Origin of the sequence: Nitrosomonas sp., from assembly GCF_022842015.1 — a bacterium.
Classification (GTDB): Bacteria; Pseudomonadota; Gammaproteobacteria; order Burkholderiales; family Nitrosomonadaceae; genus Nitrosomonas.
This window is the reverse complement of record NZ_JALHQJ010000011.1, coordinates 1-16099: the sequence shown is the minus strand read 5'-3', so window position 1 is coordinate 16099 and position 16099 is coordinate 1. Positions and strand designations below refer to the sequence as shown.

General features: G+C 54.7%; 10 protein-coding genes. 3 read left to right on the top strand and 7 right to left on the bottom strand.

Annotation, left to right across the window (positions count from 1 at the left end):
• Window positions 1–36 precede the first annotated feature (36 nt).
• A complete protein-coding gene (locus Q0C11_RS03320) occupies window positions 37–1422 on the bottom strand; it encodes a mechanosensitive ion channel family protein (RefSeq protein WP_293005720.1) in 1386 nt (461 codons plus the stop codon).
• Window positions 1423–1870: 448 nt separating this feature from the next.
• Between Q0C11_RS03320 and Q0C11_RS03315 the strand changes: the two genes are divergently transcribed.
• The 3 genes from Q0C11_RS03315 to Q0C11_RS03305 all read left to right on the top strand — a co-directional run bounded on the left by Q0C11_RS03315 (window position 1871) and on the right by Q0C11_RS03305 (window position 4701).
• On the top strand, window positions 1871–2488 hold the full coding sequence (locus Q0C11_RS03315) for a PEP-CTERM sorting domain-containing protein (protein ID WP_293005718.1): 618 nt from the start codon (window positions 1871–1873) through the stop codon (window positions 2486–2488).
• Window positions 2489–2709: 221 nt separating this feature from the next.
• Window positions 2710–3582, top strand: coding sequence for a hypothetical protein (locus Q0C11_RS03310; RefSeq protein ID WP_293005716.1), 873 nt, complete (start codon window positions 2710–2712; stop codon window positions 3580–3582).
• A 414-nt stretch (window positions 3583–3996) separates the two neighbouring features.
• Window positions 3997–4701, top strand: coding sequence for an MIP/aquaporin family protein (locus Q0C11_RS03305; protein WP_293005714.1), 705 nt, complete (start codon window positions 3997–3999; stop codon window positions 4699–4701).
• A gap of 141 nt (window positions 4702–4842) precedes the next feature.
• On the opposite strand, the gene Q0C11_RS03300 is transcribed toward Q0C11_RS03305, so the two are convergent.
• From Q0C11_RS03300 to Q0C11_RS03275, 6 genes are all read right to left on the bottom strand, one after another.
• Complete coding sequence (locus tag Q0C11_RS03300; protein ID WP_293005712.1) at window positions 4843–7905, bottom strand: type I restriction endonuclease; 3063 nt, start codon at window positions 7903–7905, stop codon at window positions 4843–4845.
• Window positions 7902–8531: a retron system putative HNH endonuclease gene (locus tag Q0C11_RS03295; RefSeq protein ID WP_293005710.1), complete on the bottom strand. Its 630-nt coding sequence runs from the start codon at window positions 8529–8531 to the stop codon at window positions 7902–7904. Before Q0C11_RS03295 ends, Q0C11_RS03300 begins: the two co-directional genes overlap by 4 nt.
• Window positions 8532–9845, bottom strand: coding sequence for an AAA family ATPase (locus tag Q0C11_RS03290; RefSeq protein WP_293005708.1), 1314 nt, complete (start codon window positions 9843–9845; stop codon window positions 8532–8534).
• Window positions 9842–11161, bottom strand: a complete 1320-nt coding sequence (locus Q0C11_RS03285; protein ID WP_293005706.1) for a restriction endonuclease subunit S — start codon at window positions 11159–11161, stop codon at window positions 9842–9844. Before Q0C11_RS03285 ends, Q0C11_RS03290 begins: the two co-directional genes overlap by 4 nt.
• Complete coding sequence (locus Q0C11_RS03280; protein WP_293005704.1) at window positions 11158–13287, bottom strand: class I SAM-dependent DNA methyltransferase; 2130 nt, start codon at window positions 13285–13287, stop codon at window positions 11158–11160. Before Q0C11_RS03280 ends, Q0C11_RS03285 begins: the two co-directional genes overlap by 4 nt.
• Before the next feature lie 76 nt (window positions 13288–13363).
• Window positions 13364–16099 (bottom strand): M20/M25/M40 family metallo-hydrolase (locus Q0C11_RS03275; RefSeq protein WP_293005703.1); only part of this gene is annotated, 2736 nt, incomplete at its 5' end.

The following is a 16099-nucleotide window of genomic DNA, read 5'->3' as shown; positions in this document are numbered from 1 at the left end:
ATTTGTATAACAGAAGCATATAAAAAATATTTTCGGTCATTCTAGCGAGGTTTGTTTATCAAGTAGATTCTCAGTATCGTTTTGGACTTGTTCTTCCGCCACTTTCTTTTCAATGGTATTGTCCGAGCTAATATCTGCAACCGCATGAGTAGACGATTTGGCCTGTTTGTCAGTAGGGTATGTGGTGCCTTGTTCAACGTTGACGTTTTGCGCTAAATCTTTACTTGTTCCATTCAATACCCTGATCTGATAAGTAGGGTCTGGCATGATGATATTTGCTTGATCAAATGTCTGTTTTATATGTCGAATCGCTTCGCTGCGCACTTTTAAGAAACTATGGTTTGTTTGATTCACCCATCCATAAATTCGCAGCAGGATATTGGAGTCGCCCAGCGCTTCTATCGCAACGATTGGTTTGGGTTCAGACAACACGCCTTCGATTGAGCTCAAGGCTTGTAAAGCCAACGCTTGTGCTTCAAGTAAATCTTGCTGGGTATCAATTCCCACGTCGAATTGAAAACGCCGCTCTGCATTGCGGGTAAAGTTGACAATAACAGCTTTAAATACAGTCGAATTAGGTATGCGAATATGATTGCCATCGGGTGAAATCAAAATAGTTGCTCGCGTGGTCAAACGTACCACATTGCCTTCATTTCCATCAATGTTAACCAGATCATTGACCTCAAACGGATTGCGTAAGCTTAATAAAATACTGGCAATATAGTTTTCGACGGTATCACGAACTGCAAAACCGATGGCAAGTCCCACGATACCTGCTGCTCCTAGTAAGGTACCCAGTATGGCAGTGAGGTCCAGTAAGGACAGGGCAATGACAAGACCGAGCAAAATAAATAACAAGTGCGTAATCTGTCCGAACAGATTCGCAATAAAATAATTCGGTGCAATGCGTCGAAAAAGATTGCGACGCTCAGATATCCATCCACCGAGCATCCATGACATTACAAACGCAAGTATTGCCAGTAACAAAAGGGGTAAGCTCGTAATTAACTCATTTGCGGTTCCTGAGAATTTTTTCCAAGTATTCTCCAGGCGTGCTTTTAAATTATGAGTGACTACGATCTCATTTTCTACCTCGACGACCCCGGCAACTTGCTGGGCGAGTTGTAAGGCTTTAGTTTTCGTGGATGAGGCGCTAACATCGCCCTGCAACGTAACAATACCATTGCTAACCAAAATCTTTATATTCTGTAAATTTTCCAGTTCGGAGAAAATTTTCTCAAGACGTTTTTGAATCTTTTTATCGTCATGCGCAGAACTGTTAACTTCAATAACTTTCTCGGTCTTAGGAGCGCTTTCAGGTTTCTTTTCTCCAGTTATCAGATCCGATATGGGGTCAGCGCACACAGAAATTGATAGGAACAAAATCCAGATTGCTGATATCTTCAATAGCATTCTCATCATTTCTGTCCTCTTCTAAAATTGCTATATTTCAATAGCTTGTTTATATACTGATACATTGTTTTTGATCTTGCAAATAAGAATAATTGGCGGTAACCAATCGATTGTTCCAATCAAATTATTGCGACTTTTTCTGACTTTATAATAAATCTCGCTGAGGGGTATTATTTTTCCATGCGCTATCTCAATCTCCTTGCAGGTAATTTCGATATTTGAGGAAGAATTGCCTCTTTATTCTACGAATTGAGTGTACTTGCGCGCACTGATAATGTGAGAAATCTAATTGCTTAATTTTGACTGATTTCAATTGCTCGTTGAGCATGAACAAGCTGGGTTTATTAAAGGTATCACGCCGGCATGGTATTTTTGAAGGATGAGGTTGCAGTAAAATGCCCAATCCTGTTATTCCATGCCCTGCATTGAGTACTTTAACTGTAATGGGAGTTGGAGAATGATACGAATATTGGTAATTACATTGTTGCTGGTCAGCTCACACGCCTCAGCCTTTGCGATTGAATGGATACCGTTAGAAACACCAGAAAGAAGTGGTAATCCATTGAGTATCAGTGGCAATGCAGTTCTTGAGTATAAAAATGCTGGACGTGGTGGAATTGATTGGGAAACGACAGGCGATGGACCCAGAGGAGGCTTAGGCTTACGCGAATTATGGTTGTTTGATAACTCAGCAGCAGGTATTCCAGGAACGAGTCAAGCCACGACAACTTTTTCAGTCGCTAGTAATAGCATTGGTTTTACCATGGCCGGAGATCATAACGATGGTTTCGCACAGTTTTTCGTCGATGGTATCGATGTGGGAACTTACGACATGTATCACACCGGAAATAGAATACTAGTTGTGACAGGTCTGGATTCGATTGCACATTCTTTAAAAGTGTTACAACTCGGCCTGCATAACCCACACTCAACCAAGGGCGATGTCGCAATCTTTGGTGGTGCAGCTTTCAATACGATTGCCGCCGCAGTTCCGGAGCCAGGAACGTATGCGATGTTGCTGGCCGGATTGGGACTGCTCAGTTTTGTGACACGCTATAGAAAGCAAAGTGTTTAGCTGAATAATCCATTCATCATCAAACCCCGTCATTTGACGGGGTTTTTATTTATCAGGACCATTTGTTGCGCGCTACTCCTTAATCAATACGATGCTTACACTAGATATGAGGCTGACTGTGTTAACCCTTGAATACGTGTAAGCTATTTTCAGACGCAATCTGAGTTGTGATATGCTTCTAAAAAACACCTATTTGCAATAACAAATCAGAAGGGTTCTTTATGAAAAAATCGATCAAACAATTTATTTTGTCTGCCTGCACAGTTACCCTGATGGGTGGTGCGCATTTGGCCTCGGCTGACATCAACAGCGACACCGAAACACTTTTGAACTGGGCCGAAAATACTTATCCAGATCTTTTCCCAAGTCACCAGGGGACACAAAGCCTTAACCCATGGTTATACCGGTTTTATCCGGAGACCGGAATTTATGCAGGGGTGAATGTGGGAGATAATGGTGCTTACGTATTAGGCGGGCCTTATGGATCTAATCCAGTCCGGGTTGCGGGGCTGCCGGAATTAATTGCACAAATTATTGAAAGTGGCGGAAACAGCAGTATCCCGGGATGTAATACCTCAGGTGCGCCACCCGGGCTGTCGTACACGCAAAGCGGCAACGTAGTCAATATCAGCACGGGGGCGTCCTGCGTGGCTTTACCCACAGCTAACAATTTTTGTGTAACACCTCAGCAACCGGCTGAAACAGGGATCTCTGTATTGACGACTTCGACGGGCAATTCACCGTCATTTGGTGGAATTTCCGCTGGTTCGCTTGGACCCAATCCATTGCAGTCTTTTGCGGACGGGTTTGCCAACAGCAAGCATTGCACTATGCATGTTCCAGCCGATACAGCTAATTTGATCATTAATTCTAATGTGTGTTTTGATATTACAGCGCAGAGTAGCGGATTCGCAGGCGTACCAGGAATCACTATTACCCCTCCGGTTACGATGAGCCTTAATACAACGTCCACTAATGTGATTGTGCCTGATTGCTTCGCCACTGATGCGGATACGATCTACAATACAGTGACCGATGAATCCTGGATCAACGAAGAAGGTGTTTTTACTCCTCTGGGTACAGGCGGCAGCTAGTTGGTTGCAAGGCCGACCATAGTTCGGACGTTGTAATATAAATCAGCAATTTGAAGTGCGCTCAGCATGTGGCGCACTTCTCAAAATATTTTTGTCGGAATTCTCAGATGATTCCGACGTATCCTCATCACTCATCATCGGCTTGTTATCCTGCTAAATCACAACATACTTGACCTGAATTATCGTACATTGTAAGTCTACTGTTATTCCAGAAAACTCTGCTGCTGCAACACTGGATTATTAATCCAAATCGAAAAAGTAAATCCAGCCTAAATATCTCACTTGCACATTTTGTGTGATAATCAATTGGCCATTCCAAAGTGATAGAAAGTTTTTATAAAAAAATTAGTCAATTAATCTTTCTCATCCTCGGGAAGGCTCTCCGAAATTCAACTCAATAGTAAGGTGATAACTATGACTCCGTTTCTTGGTGAATTGATTGGTACTTTTATTTTAGTGTTATTGGGTAACGGCGTGGTTGCCAACGTCGTGCTGAATAAATCCAAAGGCAATAATGCCGGATGGTTAACCATCGCGGCCGGTTGGGGAATTGCGCTTTTCGTGGCGGTTTATGCGGTGGCCGCCTCCAGCGGTGCGCATTTGAACCCCGCAGTCAGTATCGGGCTCGCGGCGGCAGGCAAGTTTGCTTGGGGCGACGTGCCTGTTTATGCCTTGGGACAAATGCTGGGCGCCATGCTGGGTGCATTGATCGTATGGATCACTTATCGTCAGCATTTTGACGCAACAACTGATCCCGATATGCAATTGGCGGCGTTTTGCACCGGGCCAGCGATCAGAAGCCCGGTTAATAACATAATCACTGAAGCGGTCGGTACATTCATGCTGGTGTTTGGCGTCATGATGATTGTCTCCCCACAGGCCAGCCTGGGTGCGCTGGATGCCTTGCCGGTTGCGCTGCTGCTGTTTGGTATCGGTTTGTCACTGGGCGGCCCTACCGGTTTTGCGGTCAATCCAGCACGTGATCTCGGGCCGCGCATCATGCATGCGATCCTCCCAATGGCCAATAAGCGCGATAGCGACTGGGGTTATGCCTATGTACCGGTAGTGGGCGGCATTATCGGCGGATTGGCTGCCGCTGTAGTGTACGCGGTGCTGTAACGCTTTGTTAGAGCGCATAAACTGGGTTTCTCCAGCGCTTAACCCAGTTTATGCGCGAGCGGCTGTGATGTTCTGATGACTCTGGGGCAACTTCGCCGATCGTCATCGGCTTGCTGCAACGGATCTAGAATAATTTGTCCCTTATCGGAGAGATTTGTTTTTGGTGTGATTTTTATTTTCAGATTTGCTCAAACGTTCATATACCTGATTTCCCAGCCACTTGGAAACCAGCTCCTGCATTTCAGGTTTGCTCATGTAATCGGTAAATAGCTCTTCATTCAGCTCCATTCGCTCGATAAACAGTGATTCCAGAATTTGGCGGAAAACGAGTTGAAATTTATCAAGTGAGTTAACTTCTGCAGCTCTGCGCAGTGGCTCGTTCTGAACAGCCGCTTCAGCGATCTGTTCGAAAAAAAGTTGATCCGCCTCATTCAATTCGCTGCCAAAACGCTCATTGATGATGCCAATCAGGCGGGAAAGCACCACGTATTCCGCTCGAGCTTCACCGGTTCCCACTTCTGTCGGGCCATCCAGCGGCTTGCCATAGCCTTCGTTCAGACTGATTGAGCCTTCGCTGATCTTCTGAAGCCGGTAGTACTCAAGGTCGACTTCTTCATCGAACTGGTAGCCCGGCCCGCTCTTGCGCTTGGGTAACTTGAGGGCGAGATGCCGCAGGTAGGTGAAGAGCTTTTCCAGGTCGCTGTCCTGATAAGGAATCACCTGACTCAGGAAGCCATAGAGATTTCGAAAGGCTTGCAGCTTGCCGCGCCACAACTCGGCCTCCTCTTCCTCGACATCCTCTTCCTCGACATCCTGCAGCTGCTTGAACCGGGCGACGGCCTGGTCGAGCACCGCGTTCATGATCTTGTGGTCGCCGGGGCTCTGCCTCCGCTTTGGCGCGAAGAAGACCTGAGAGAACTGCTCAACTTCGGCCTGGAGATAGATGCCGGATGCGTCGAGCTCCGCCTTGACCTCGTACAACTTGTCTGGGTCGACCTCCTCCCCCATGACCGAGCCTTCGTAATACTGGCGGAAGGCCTCCTGGATCTCTGTGGGGTCGTTGACGAAGTCGAGAACGAAAGTGTCGTCCTTCAGTGGGTGCGTCCGGTTCAAGCGTGACAGCGTCTGCACGGCTTGGATACCAGCCAACCGCTTGTCGACGTACATCGTGTGCAGCAGCGGCTGATCGAAGCCGGTCTGGTACTTCTCGGCAACCAGCAGGACGCGGAAGTCAGGCTTGGCGAAGGTGTCGGGAAGCTCCTTCTCCTTGAGGCCGTCATTCATGCCGACCTCCGTATACGACGCCTCCGGGATTTTGTCGTCTTCCACGGTGCCCGAGAACGCCACTAGGCTCTTGATCGGGTAGCCCTTCTCCTGGATGTAGCGGTCGAACTCTTGCTTGTAGCGCACCGCCTCCAGCCGCGAGCCTGTGACGACCATCGCCTTGGCATGCCCGCCGATCTTGTGCCGTGTGAAGTGCTGGAAATGCTCCACCATCACCTCGGTCTTCTGACCGATGTTGTGCGGATGCAGGCGCATGAAGCGCGCCAGCGCCTTGGCTGCCTTCTTGCGCTCGACGTTGGGGTCGTCCTCAGCCTTCTTGATGAGCTTGTAGTAGGTCTTGTAGGTGACGTAGCTCTTGAGCACGTCCTCGATGAAGCCCTCCTCGATGGCCTGACGCATGGTGTAACGGTGGAAGGGTTCGCCGTTCCGGCCGAAGATCGCCAGTGTCTTGTGCTTGGGTGTGGCGGTGAAGGCGAAGAAGCTCATGTTCGGTTGATGGCCCCTCTTGGCCATGGAGCGGAACAGTCGTTCAAGCTCGACTTCGCCTTCCTCCTCGGCCATCTCCTGGGCCTTGCGGCGAAGCTCAGCGCCACCCAACACACCCTTGAGTTCGGTCGCCGTCTCGCCCGACTGCGAGCTGTGCGCTTCGTCGATGATCACCGCGTATTTGCGCGCGGGCAGATGACTCTTGCCCCCTTCGCCGCGCTCTTCACTCAACTTCGCAAGCTGCCCGGATACGAAGGGGAACTTCTGCAGCGTGGTGATGATGATGGGCACGCCGTCTTCAAGGGCTTGGGCGAGTTGGCGCGAGTCCTCGTCGATCTTCTGCACCACACCCTGGCGGTGGTCGAACTGGTAGATGGTGTTCTGCAACTGGCGGTCCAGCACCACCCGGTCGGTGATGACGACCACGCTATCGAACAGCCGCTCGTCGCGTTCGTTGTGCAGGCTGGACAGGCGATGCGCCAGCCAGGCAATGGTGTTGCTCTTGCCGCTGCCGGCCGAGTGCTCCACCAAATAGTTGTGCCCCGCACCTTCGCTCGCGGCGGCTGCCACCATATGGCGTACTGCCTGCAGCTGGTGATAACGCGGAAAGATCAGGCTTTCCTTGCGTATCTTCTTGCCATCGTCGGTGGTCTTCTCTTCTACATCCAGATGAAGAAAGCGCGCGAGCAGGTCGAGCAGGCTGTCGCGTTGCAACACCTCTTCCCACACATACGCCGTTTTGTAGTTCCGCCCTTCGCAGTCGGGAGGGTTGCCCGCGCCGCCATCAATGCCTTGGTTGAAGGGCAGAAAATGGGTCGATGACCCGGCCAGGCGCGTGGCCATGTGCGCCTCTTCGGTGTCCACGGCGAAATGCACGAGCGCGCGCTTAGTGAACACGAAAATCGGTTCACGCGGGTCGCGGTCGTGGCGGTACTGGTGGATGGCGTTCGCGGCCGTCTGGCCGCTCAAGGGGTTCTTGAGCTCCAGCGTCACCACCGGTATGCCGTTGACTGACAGCACCACGTCCAAAGACTTCTCCGACGTCGGGCTAAAGTGCAACTGCCGCGTGAGACCGAGTCGATTGGCGCGGTAGCGCGCCTCCAGCTCCGGGTTCAGACCATGAGCCGGGCGGAAGAAGGCGACCCGCAAGGTCTTGCCGAAGCACTTGAACCCGTGTCGCAGAGTGGCCAGCGTGCCATGAACGTCCAGCCACTTGCACAATGACTCCAACACCCGCGCGCCGGTCTGTTCGCCGTGCAAGGCCTCGAGCTTCTCCCACACCTTGCCTTGGGTGGCACGGATGAACTCCAACGCCTCATCAGGGAAGATCGCCCGCTCGCGGTCGAAGCCCTTGGCGTTGACGTGCGTATATCCGTCGGCCAGCAAGACCGCCTCGATCGCGGTTTCAAACGCGGCTTCGCTAGTGCGTTTCATGCGGAGGCCCTCGCTTGTTTCTTCGTTAGCCAATAGACCATGACCTGCGCGAACTCCGGCAGTTCGCCGGGCTCACGCCCGTCCCATTTCGGCAGTTCGCGTGCCGGGTCGACACGGCGTCCGTCCTGCAGGCGCTGCTGAAACGCTGCGAGCACCGCCTTGCGATTGCTTACCAGGCGCGGCAGATTGAGGTTGAGAACCGCATTGAGATCCTGGTCGATGGCAGCATCATCCGCGCTGATCTTGCCGTCACCCAGGAAACGGATTCGCCGCTCGATGGGGTGGGCGGGGTCGCACACGCTGAAGCACAGACCGTTGTTGCCCTTGCGGGTATCGCAATGCTGCTCGCGTTCGGGACGGCCGTGCCCGCCCAAGCAGGCGCCATGCAGGTTGCTGAAGTCGATCTGCCGCGCCGGGTGGTCGGCCTGGCATTGCCAGTGCTCGATCTTCATACCGTCGGGGGTGGCCCGAATGCGCGACTGGCAGTAGCAGCACAGGCCACGCTGCTCCGCCACCAGCGCCTGCCGCAAGGCGGTCTTGTCGGTGTAGTTGTCGTAGTTGGCGTGTGGTTGTCGGCGATGCTGGCGCAATGTGTCGGGCTCTGGCCCCTTCTGGATGGTTCGCATCTACTCGGCACCCTCCAGAAAGCGGATCAGCGAACTGGCCCGGGTCAACTCGGGCTCGTCCTCGCCCAGCTTGCGTTCGAGGGCCACGATGGCGTCCCGGGCCGCGTCGAACCGCTCCTGGTCGATCAGTTCGAAGAGGGTCTTCAGCTCACCGTCCACCTGCCGGTTTCGCACCGGGGCACCCATGAACTCCTGCAGGATGCGGTTGGCATCCATGCCATAGGCCTCGGTCGGCACGGTCACGCCCACCCTGCCATTCACGAACTCGAGGAAGCGTACGCAGCGCGCCGGCACCTCGCCCAGCACCAGTGGCGAGTGGGTAGTCACCACGAACTGGCATCCCTTGAAGATGTCGCGCAGCCGCTGCAAGACATCGCGTTGCCACTTTGGATGCAGGTGCAGCTCTATCTCGTCGATCAGCACCAGCGCCACGCCCTCGGCGATCGGGTTGTCGCTGTCCGGGTTGGCGATGGCCAGGCGCCGGGTGAGGTCGAACACCAGAGCCAGCAGTCCCCGCTCGCCGTCGGAAAGCTGATGCAGATAGAAGGGCTGGCCGCGCTTGTCAACCACAAAGCCGAGGCGTGGTTGCTCTTGGATGCGCAGGTTGCTGAACTCAGGCACCAGCTCGCTCACCACAGCCCGCAGCGCGTCCAGCACCCTGAGGCGGCGTGGCTCGCTGGCCGTACCCAACTTCTCCTGGGTGCGGAACCAGTGCATGAACTCGCGCAGCTCCACCTCACGGTCATGCAGGGCGCGGCCATAGGCGATGGACGGGTCGAAGGGTTTGGCCTCCGGCAGGCTGCGCGGCTGGCCGGGCAACTGGCGTTTAGGCGAGAAATACACCGCCAGCGGCGGATGGGCCGCGCTCTTCAGGGTCGCCAGCGCGGCGCGGGTTTCCTTCATGCCCGCTTCCAGTTCACCGGTCAGCGTGCGGGCGCTCAGCGCCTGGGCGAAAACGGTGGCGCCGGTGGCGACTTCGGCCTGCCGCAGCAGCATGAAGCGGTCGCCCTTGTCGTCGTCTGCTCGCAACCGCTGCACCCCAGCATTGATGGTCTGCCCATCGATCCGGAGGCGTGCGAACACTTCCAATGAGCCCTTGTCACCGTGGATGTCGTCATCGGTGAAGTAGAGTGGCGCCGAGCGCGAGGGCGTGAACTCCGGCATTGCCCGTGAAAGCAACACCGTTAGCGCGTGCAGCACCGTGGACTTGCCCACGCCGTTGACCCCGGCGATCAGCGTCACATCGTGCTCGAAGGCGATGTCGAGCTGCTCGAAGCCGCCACAGTTCGCGAGGGAAACCGATTCCAGCTTCATCCTGTCATCTCCTCCAGCGGGATCTGGCCGGTGACGGCGGCGGTGATCAGCGCCGAGCGTCTTTCTGTCAGCAGATCAAGGGAGCACTGGATCTGCGCGCGAAGAGGCTTCGAGACATCTAGCGATTGCCTTATGCGGGTGCAAATATCGATTTGCTCACCACTTGGCGGCACAGGAATTTTCATGTTGGCCAGTTGCTCGCAGGTAATGGCCCCCTTGGTGCTACCCGCTCCGTCACTATCGCTACGAAGAAATGCATACGCATGTCCAAGCAAAAAACATAAGTATTCAGTGTCGAGCTCTTGGGAGCGTGGCTTGATGAATGCGATATGCTGGTTGATGGTGGCTTCGATTCCCAAAACCGCCGCCATTCCACGTGTCTTGCCCTGGCCAGTGATCCCGACGAGCACAGCGGGCGGTTGAATCTTTGGCAGGTGGCATTCGCGCAGGGCTGTCTCTGTCACGAAGCGACTTGCGTCAGTGACCGGTGACACGTTGACAACTGAGCTATTCAGCCAGGGGTAGCCCTCGTCGTCCCAATAGTCGGCGTTCTCGACCGAAGGGGTTGAGCCGTTGCCGACAACCGCCAGGTACTTGATGGGCTGAATCGCCCAATGCGCCGGAATCTCGCCCAGCCATTCCTGACCGGAAGGTTTGAGCGGGGCGTTGGGGTCAAGGCCCCTAGTTACGAGGCGGCTGATGAGGGCGGTACGCTTTTCCTCCAGCAACACCAGCATGCGTTCCTTCTCGGTGATCAGCCCGTCGATTCGTGCGGCTTCGCGGTCGAGGTAGTTGGCGATGCGAAGTTGCGTTGGCAATGGTGGCAGCGGCAGAACCGCAAGACCGATTGCATCCTTTGGCAAGCCGTAGCGTGTGACGCCGGTAGCTTCAAGTTCAAGCTGAAGAGCAACGGGCCGTGACTGCATGCATCGGAACAGAAATCGCCCGTCGAGCACATCCTTCCTCGGGCGGATAAAGGCTAGGTGATAGCCACAAATGAAGTCGTCCGCAGTGCCCTCTATGTATGCGGGGATGGCGATGTCGTTCCAAGATTCTGAGTCCTTCGTGATGACGACATCGCCAATCTCAAGGCGAAAGCGCTCAATCTCCTGCGGAGTGGCAGTTGCTGCCATCAGGTCCATGTCGGGCGAGACTCGGTCGTTCTTGTACACATCTGTGTAGTTGCACAGCCGAACCGGCAACTCGTCGTCGAACGAATGCTTGTCAACGTTGCTGACGGCGAAATCGCATGTGGTCTTCAACGGCACACGTCGCCACCCGTCGGGTAGCGAGGCCAGTAGATCGGCGCCGTTCACTCCGTCACCTCCCGCAGCAACTCCAGAATCCGCGCCTCCACGCCAGCCAGCTCCGCATCGATCTCGTGCAGCGGTCGCGGCGGCTGGTACTGGAAGAACACGCGGTTGAAGTTGATCTCGTAGCCCACCTTGCCGATGCCGCCGTCCTGTTCGTCCTGCGTGTTGCGGTCGATCCAGGCATCCGCCACGTAGAGCCGCACCTCGCGCAGCACGTAGCTGACGATGTCCTCTTTCAGCGGGATGTTCTCGGCATCCTTCAACGCCGGGTCGGATTCGTATTCCACGAGGCCTTTGCCATCGGCGTACAAGCCCAGCAGGGCATGCAGTTCGCTCGATTCAAGCGCGGGCAAGGTCTGCTGCGGGAACCATTCATCGCTGACGGAAACGTCGCCCTTCTTGTGGCGCTTGGCAATGACCGGCGCAGCCTCGGGGTCCGTGGTGGTGAAGCAGTCGCGGAAGATCTTCTTCTGCGCGGTGCCCTTGGCGCCCTTGGCCCAACCTTCGACATCGTCGGGCAGCGTATTGAATACCTGCTGCACGGCATCCCAGGCCTGATTCCAGTCCAGTAGCGGTTCGCTTCCCAGTGCGTCCTGCACGGCCTGCAAGGCATCGAACAGCTCGGGGCAGGTGTTGAGGAAGCGCTCACGCGCTTCATCGATGATCTGAAAGCGCAGGCGCAGCGGGCGAAGCACGGTGATGCGGCGGTAGCCGAAGTAGGTGTTATCGAACATGCGGCTGGTCAGGCTGTTCTCCAGCGCGCCATGTTCGCGGGTGACGGTGTCGAGCGCGGCCTGGTCGAGGTAGCGGCGCTTGTCGCCCAGGCTGCGTTTCATCGGCGTGTAGCGCTCGCGGGCGTCGATGAGCTGGATCTTGCCGCGGCGCGTGGCAGCCTTGCGGTTGGTCACCACCCAGATGAAGGTGCCGATGCCGGTGTTGTAGAACATCTGCTCGGGTAGGGCGACGATGGCTTCGAGTTGATCGCGCTCGATGATCCAGCGCCGGATGTCACTCTCGCCGCTGCCGGCGCCGCCGGTGAACATCGGCGAGCCATTGAACACGACGGCGGTACGCGAGCCGGGCTTGTCGCGGTCGCCGGCGTTGTAGTCCTGGAACTTGCTCATCATATAGAGCAGGAACAGCAAGGCACCGTCATTGATGCGCGGCAGCTTGCCGCTGTAGCCACGGAAATTGGGCCAGCGGTCGATGGTTTTCTTCTCGGCTTTCCAGTCCACGCCGAAAGGTGGGTTAGCCAGCAAGTAGTCGAAGCGCTGGTCCGGAAACGGGTCGTCGGTGAGGGTGTTTCCCAGCACCACCTGGCCGTCCTTGTGGCCTTTGATCAAGAGATCAGAGGCAGCCACGGCATAGGAGCGCGGGTTGTAGTCCTGCCCGAAGACCTTGACCGTGGCTTGATCGTTGTGGGCGCGGATCCAGTTCTGCGCTTCGGCCAGCATGCCGCCGGTGCCGCAGGCGGGGTCGCAGATGGTGACGATGACGCCAGCCTGCGTGAGCACGCTGGTGTCGGGCTCCAGCAGGAGGTTGACCATGAGTTGGATCACTTCACGCGGGGTGAAGTGATCGCCCGCCGTTTCGTTGGCCGCTTCGTTGAAGCGCCGGATCAGGTCTTCGAACACCAGACCCATGGTGATGTTGTCGACGCGCTTGGGGTGCAGGTCGATCTCGGCGAACTGGGCAACCACCTGATAGAGGCGGTTCGACTCTTCGAGCTTTTCGATCTCCTTGTCGAACTCGAAGCGCTCGAAGATCTTGCGGATGTTCTCGGAGAAGCCGGCGATGTAGTCGGCTAGGTGGCGACCGATGTTGTCGGGGTCACCCTTGAGTTTGTAGAAGTCGAGCTGGCTGTGGTTGTGGAAGCCCAGCGGCGTGCCGTCTTCATCCTTGGCCAGGTTGTTGAGGATGGCGTCAACACTGGATTGACCCTTGGCGCTGAGCTCAGCGTGACGTTTGAGCACAGCTTCCTTGCTGGACGCCAACACGGCATCGAAACGGCGCAGCACCGTGAGCGGCAGCATCACGCGCTCGTACTGCGGCGGGCGGTAGGGGCCGCGCAACAGGTCGGCGACGGACCAGATGAAGTTGGCGAGTTGTTGAAAATTAGCGGGAGTCATCAAGTGCTTTTATATTATTTGCGAACACAAAATTGAAATTTAATAGGCAAAAAAAGAATAGCGAACTATAGCGCAATTAACGCTCTACCAACACCACCTCAACTATCTTAACCTCACCATCCCGCCTAAACTGCAATTCAACGTTCTCCCCGGCCTTAAGCGTGCGCAAAATATTCGCATACGAGGCCAAATCGCTGATCTTTTGTCCGGCCAGTTGAATCAGAATGTCGCCGGGTTGCAGTTGGGCTTGTTGTGCCGGGGAGCCGGGGTTGACGTTGTCCACGCGCACGCCTTCGCCCTGGTATGAAAAATCCGGTACGGTGCCGAGACTGGCTGTGCGTTTTTCTCGTGGACTGGTGGGTTCGGCTTGTGCTGTCTGCGTTGGCAGCGTGACGGTGAGCGGTTCGATGCGGTTGGCCAGGTATTCGGTGGCTTCCTTGAGGATAGCAGCTACTTTGACCAATCCGGCGGAGTCGATTTTATCGACGGTGTCGCCAGGGGCGTGGAAGTCCTCGTGCGCGCTGGCAAAGAATTGCACTGCCGGGATGCCGGCCTGGATAAATGCGGCCTGGTCGCTGGAGCCGAAATCGTCTTGCACCGCGTTGACTGGAATGCCGGTGACGAAGCCTGCACCCCGGAAGATATGCACCAATTCACGCGCGGTGCCGGTGCCAAATACCGTGACCGGATTATTCTCAAGCCGTCCGACGGTATCCAGATTCAACATCGCGATGATTTTTTCGGTGGGGTAATCTTTGCTGTTGCCAATGTAATGCTTGGAACCCAATAGATTCGCTTCTTCACCGGTAAACGCTACAAAAATGATGGTGCGTTCTGGTTGCCATTTGCCAACGACTTGGCGCGCCAGTTCGAGCATCACGGCCACGCCGCTGGCGTTGTCGTCCGCGCCATAGTGAATTTTCCCCCGATGCGCGGCACGCACATCCGGCCAGCCCATGCCGAGATGGTCGTAATGCGCGCCGATGACCAGGCTTTGCCCAGCGAGTTGCGAATTGGTGCCGGGCAGAATGCCGATTACATTACGCAAGGATATGTCGCCTTTGGGTGCGCCGACATCCTGGCGCCAGGTTTGGAAATAACTGTTACCGTCGCCGCCAGGTTCTAGGTCGATTTGCTGAAATTGTTTGGCGATATATGCGGCGGCTATGTCCAGTTCCGGTGTGCCTAGTTCGCGTCCTTTGAACAAATCGCTGGCCAAATGCACGATATCCTCCATCATGCGGCTTTCAGAGAAAACCGGTGGCAGTTCCGCCAACGCGCGGCGCGGTTTTGGGATGCCGGTATGCAGCATCGAGACAGGGTGATTGTCTTTCTGCTTAATCCATTGCGTCAGCGGTGATTGCGTGATCGGCCATTGCCCCTTGTCGATATTGGTCAATTCGTCGCCTTTAAACACCAGATAGCTGTATTTGCGGTAGTGCGGCAATTTGTTGGCAAGTTCTGCAATCGCTTTGGAATTGTCAGCCGCGACCCATAACAGCGTTTTGTCCGGGTTGGATGGTTGTCGGGCGGTCAGCATGACGGCATGATCAGTCTGTGGGTAGGTTTTTTGAAACAGTTGCAATTGTTCGTGCTGATGGGTAACACCGCGATCCGCCAAGGTTTTGGTAACCGCATCGGCAAATTTATTCTGCCACCCCATGATCCAGATGGTACGGTCTGCGGGTAAAGTCTGCAGTTGATCGTCGGTGATAACTTCCAACGGACTCGATTGAGTTTTTTGCCAGTTCATGGCCAAGGCTCGATACGCTGCCAAAACCGATGGACTTTCTCGTGCAGGCAAAATCAGCAACGGTTTTTCCGCGCCAAAGCCTTGCGACAATGCGGATGGAATCTCGCGGCTATCCAGGCGCCGGAATACATCGAAATGTGGGTCAAGGTCGATGCGTATCGGGCGGTTGAAGAAATTCATCTCGATAGTTTGTGTGCGTTGATCGACCATGATATGTGACTCCAACGCCATATCTTCGCCTTCCAGCGTAACGGAAATGGGCACTCTCAAATGATAAAGATCACCCGGTTGGGATTGTTCGACCGTGAGGGTGAGCTTAAACCCTTGTTCCGTTTGCTCAGTCTCGGCATTACGCAGCACCAGATCGGGTGCTCCGGCACGATGTACCCATTGCTCAAACTGTGGTGAAAGATCCTGGCCGGTTATTGAATTGAATGTTGCGAGCAAGTCCGCAAACGTTGCTTGTTTGAACTTGAACTGCTTATAAAACTGCCGCAGTGCACGGGTAAAAGCCTCGTCACCCAATTCCTGGCGCAGCATGTGGAAAAACATCATGGTTTTTCCATAACCCACGGCTTCAGAGCTGGCGCTATGGCGCGACACGAAGCGGATGATCGGAAAATCTTTCTCCTTGCTGACGAAATCCGCGTATTTCTGCAGTACGTCACGGCGGTATTCGTCGCCTTTGCCACGCTGCTCGTTGACCAGGTGATCGGCCAGATATGCGGTCAATCCTTCCGCCCAATTGCCTCTGGCATAATCGACGAACACGCCGTTGCCCCAGTAGTTGTGCAGGATTTCATGTGGATACGAGGAATGTAATATGAACGGAAAGCGAATCACTCTGGGGCCGAGCAGCGTAAACGACGGCATGCCGTAACCGCTTTCCCAGAAATTCTCGACCAGCGCGAATTTGCTATACGGATAGGGGCCGATCAGTTTGTTGTACATCGCAATGTATTGCGCGGTTGCATCCAAGTACTTTTGCGCCAGCGGTTGATCGGTGCTACGCAAATACACCAGCGCATTCACCGCGCCGGCGGATTGTGTGTAACGTTG

Coding starts and splice junctions, on each gene's coding strand:
- Q0C11_RS03320 (WP_293005720.1), bottom strand. CDS start 1,422: ATGATGAGAATGCTATTGAAGATATCAGCAATCTGGATTTTGTTCCTA.
- Q0C11_RS03315 (WP_293005718.1), top strand. CDS start 1,871: ATGATACGAATATTGGTAATTACATTGTTGCTGGTCAGCTCACACGCC.
- Q0C11_RS03310 (WP_293005716.1), top strand. CDS start 2,710: ATGAAAAAATCGATCAAACAATTTATTTTGTCTGCCTGCACAGTTACC.
- Q0C11_RS03305 (WP_293005714.1), top strand. CDS start 3,997: ATGACTCCGTTTCTTGGTGAATTGATTGGTACTTTTATTTTAGTGTTA.
- Q0C11_RS03300 (WP_293005712.1), bottom strand. CDS start 7,905: ATGAAACGCACTAGCGAAGCCGCGTTTGAAACCGCGATCGAGGCGGTC.
- Q0C11_RS03295 (WP_293005710.1), bottom strand. CDS start 8,531: ATGCGAACCATCCAGAAGGGGCCAGAGCCCGACACATTGCGCCAGCAT.
- Q0C11_RS03290 (WP_293005708.1), bottom strand. CDS start 9,845: ATGAAGCTGGAATCGGTTTCCCTCGCGAACTGTGGCGGCTTCGAGCAG.
- Q0C11_RS03280 (WP_293005704.1), bottom strand. CDS start 13,287: ATGACTCCCGCTAATTTTCAACAACTCGCCAACTTCATCTGGTCCGTC.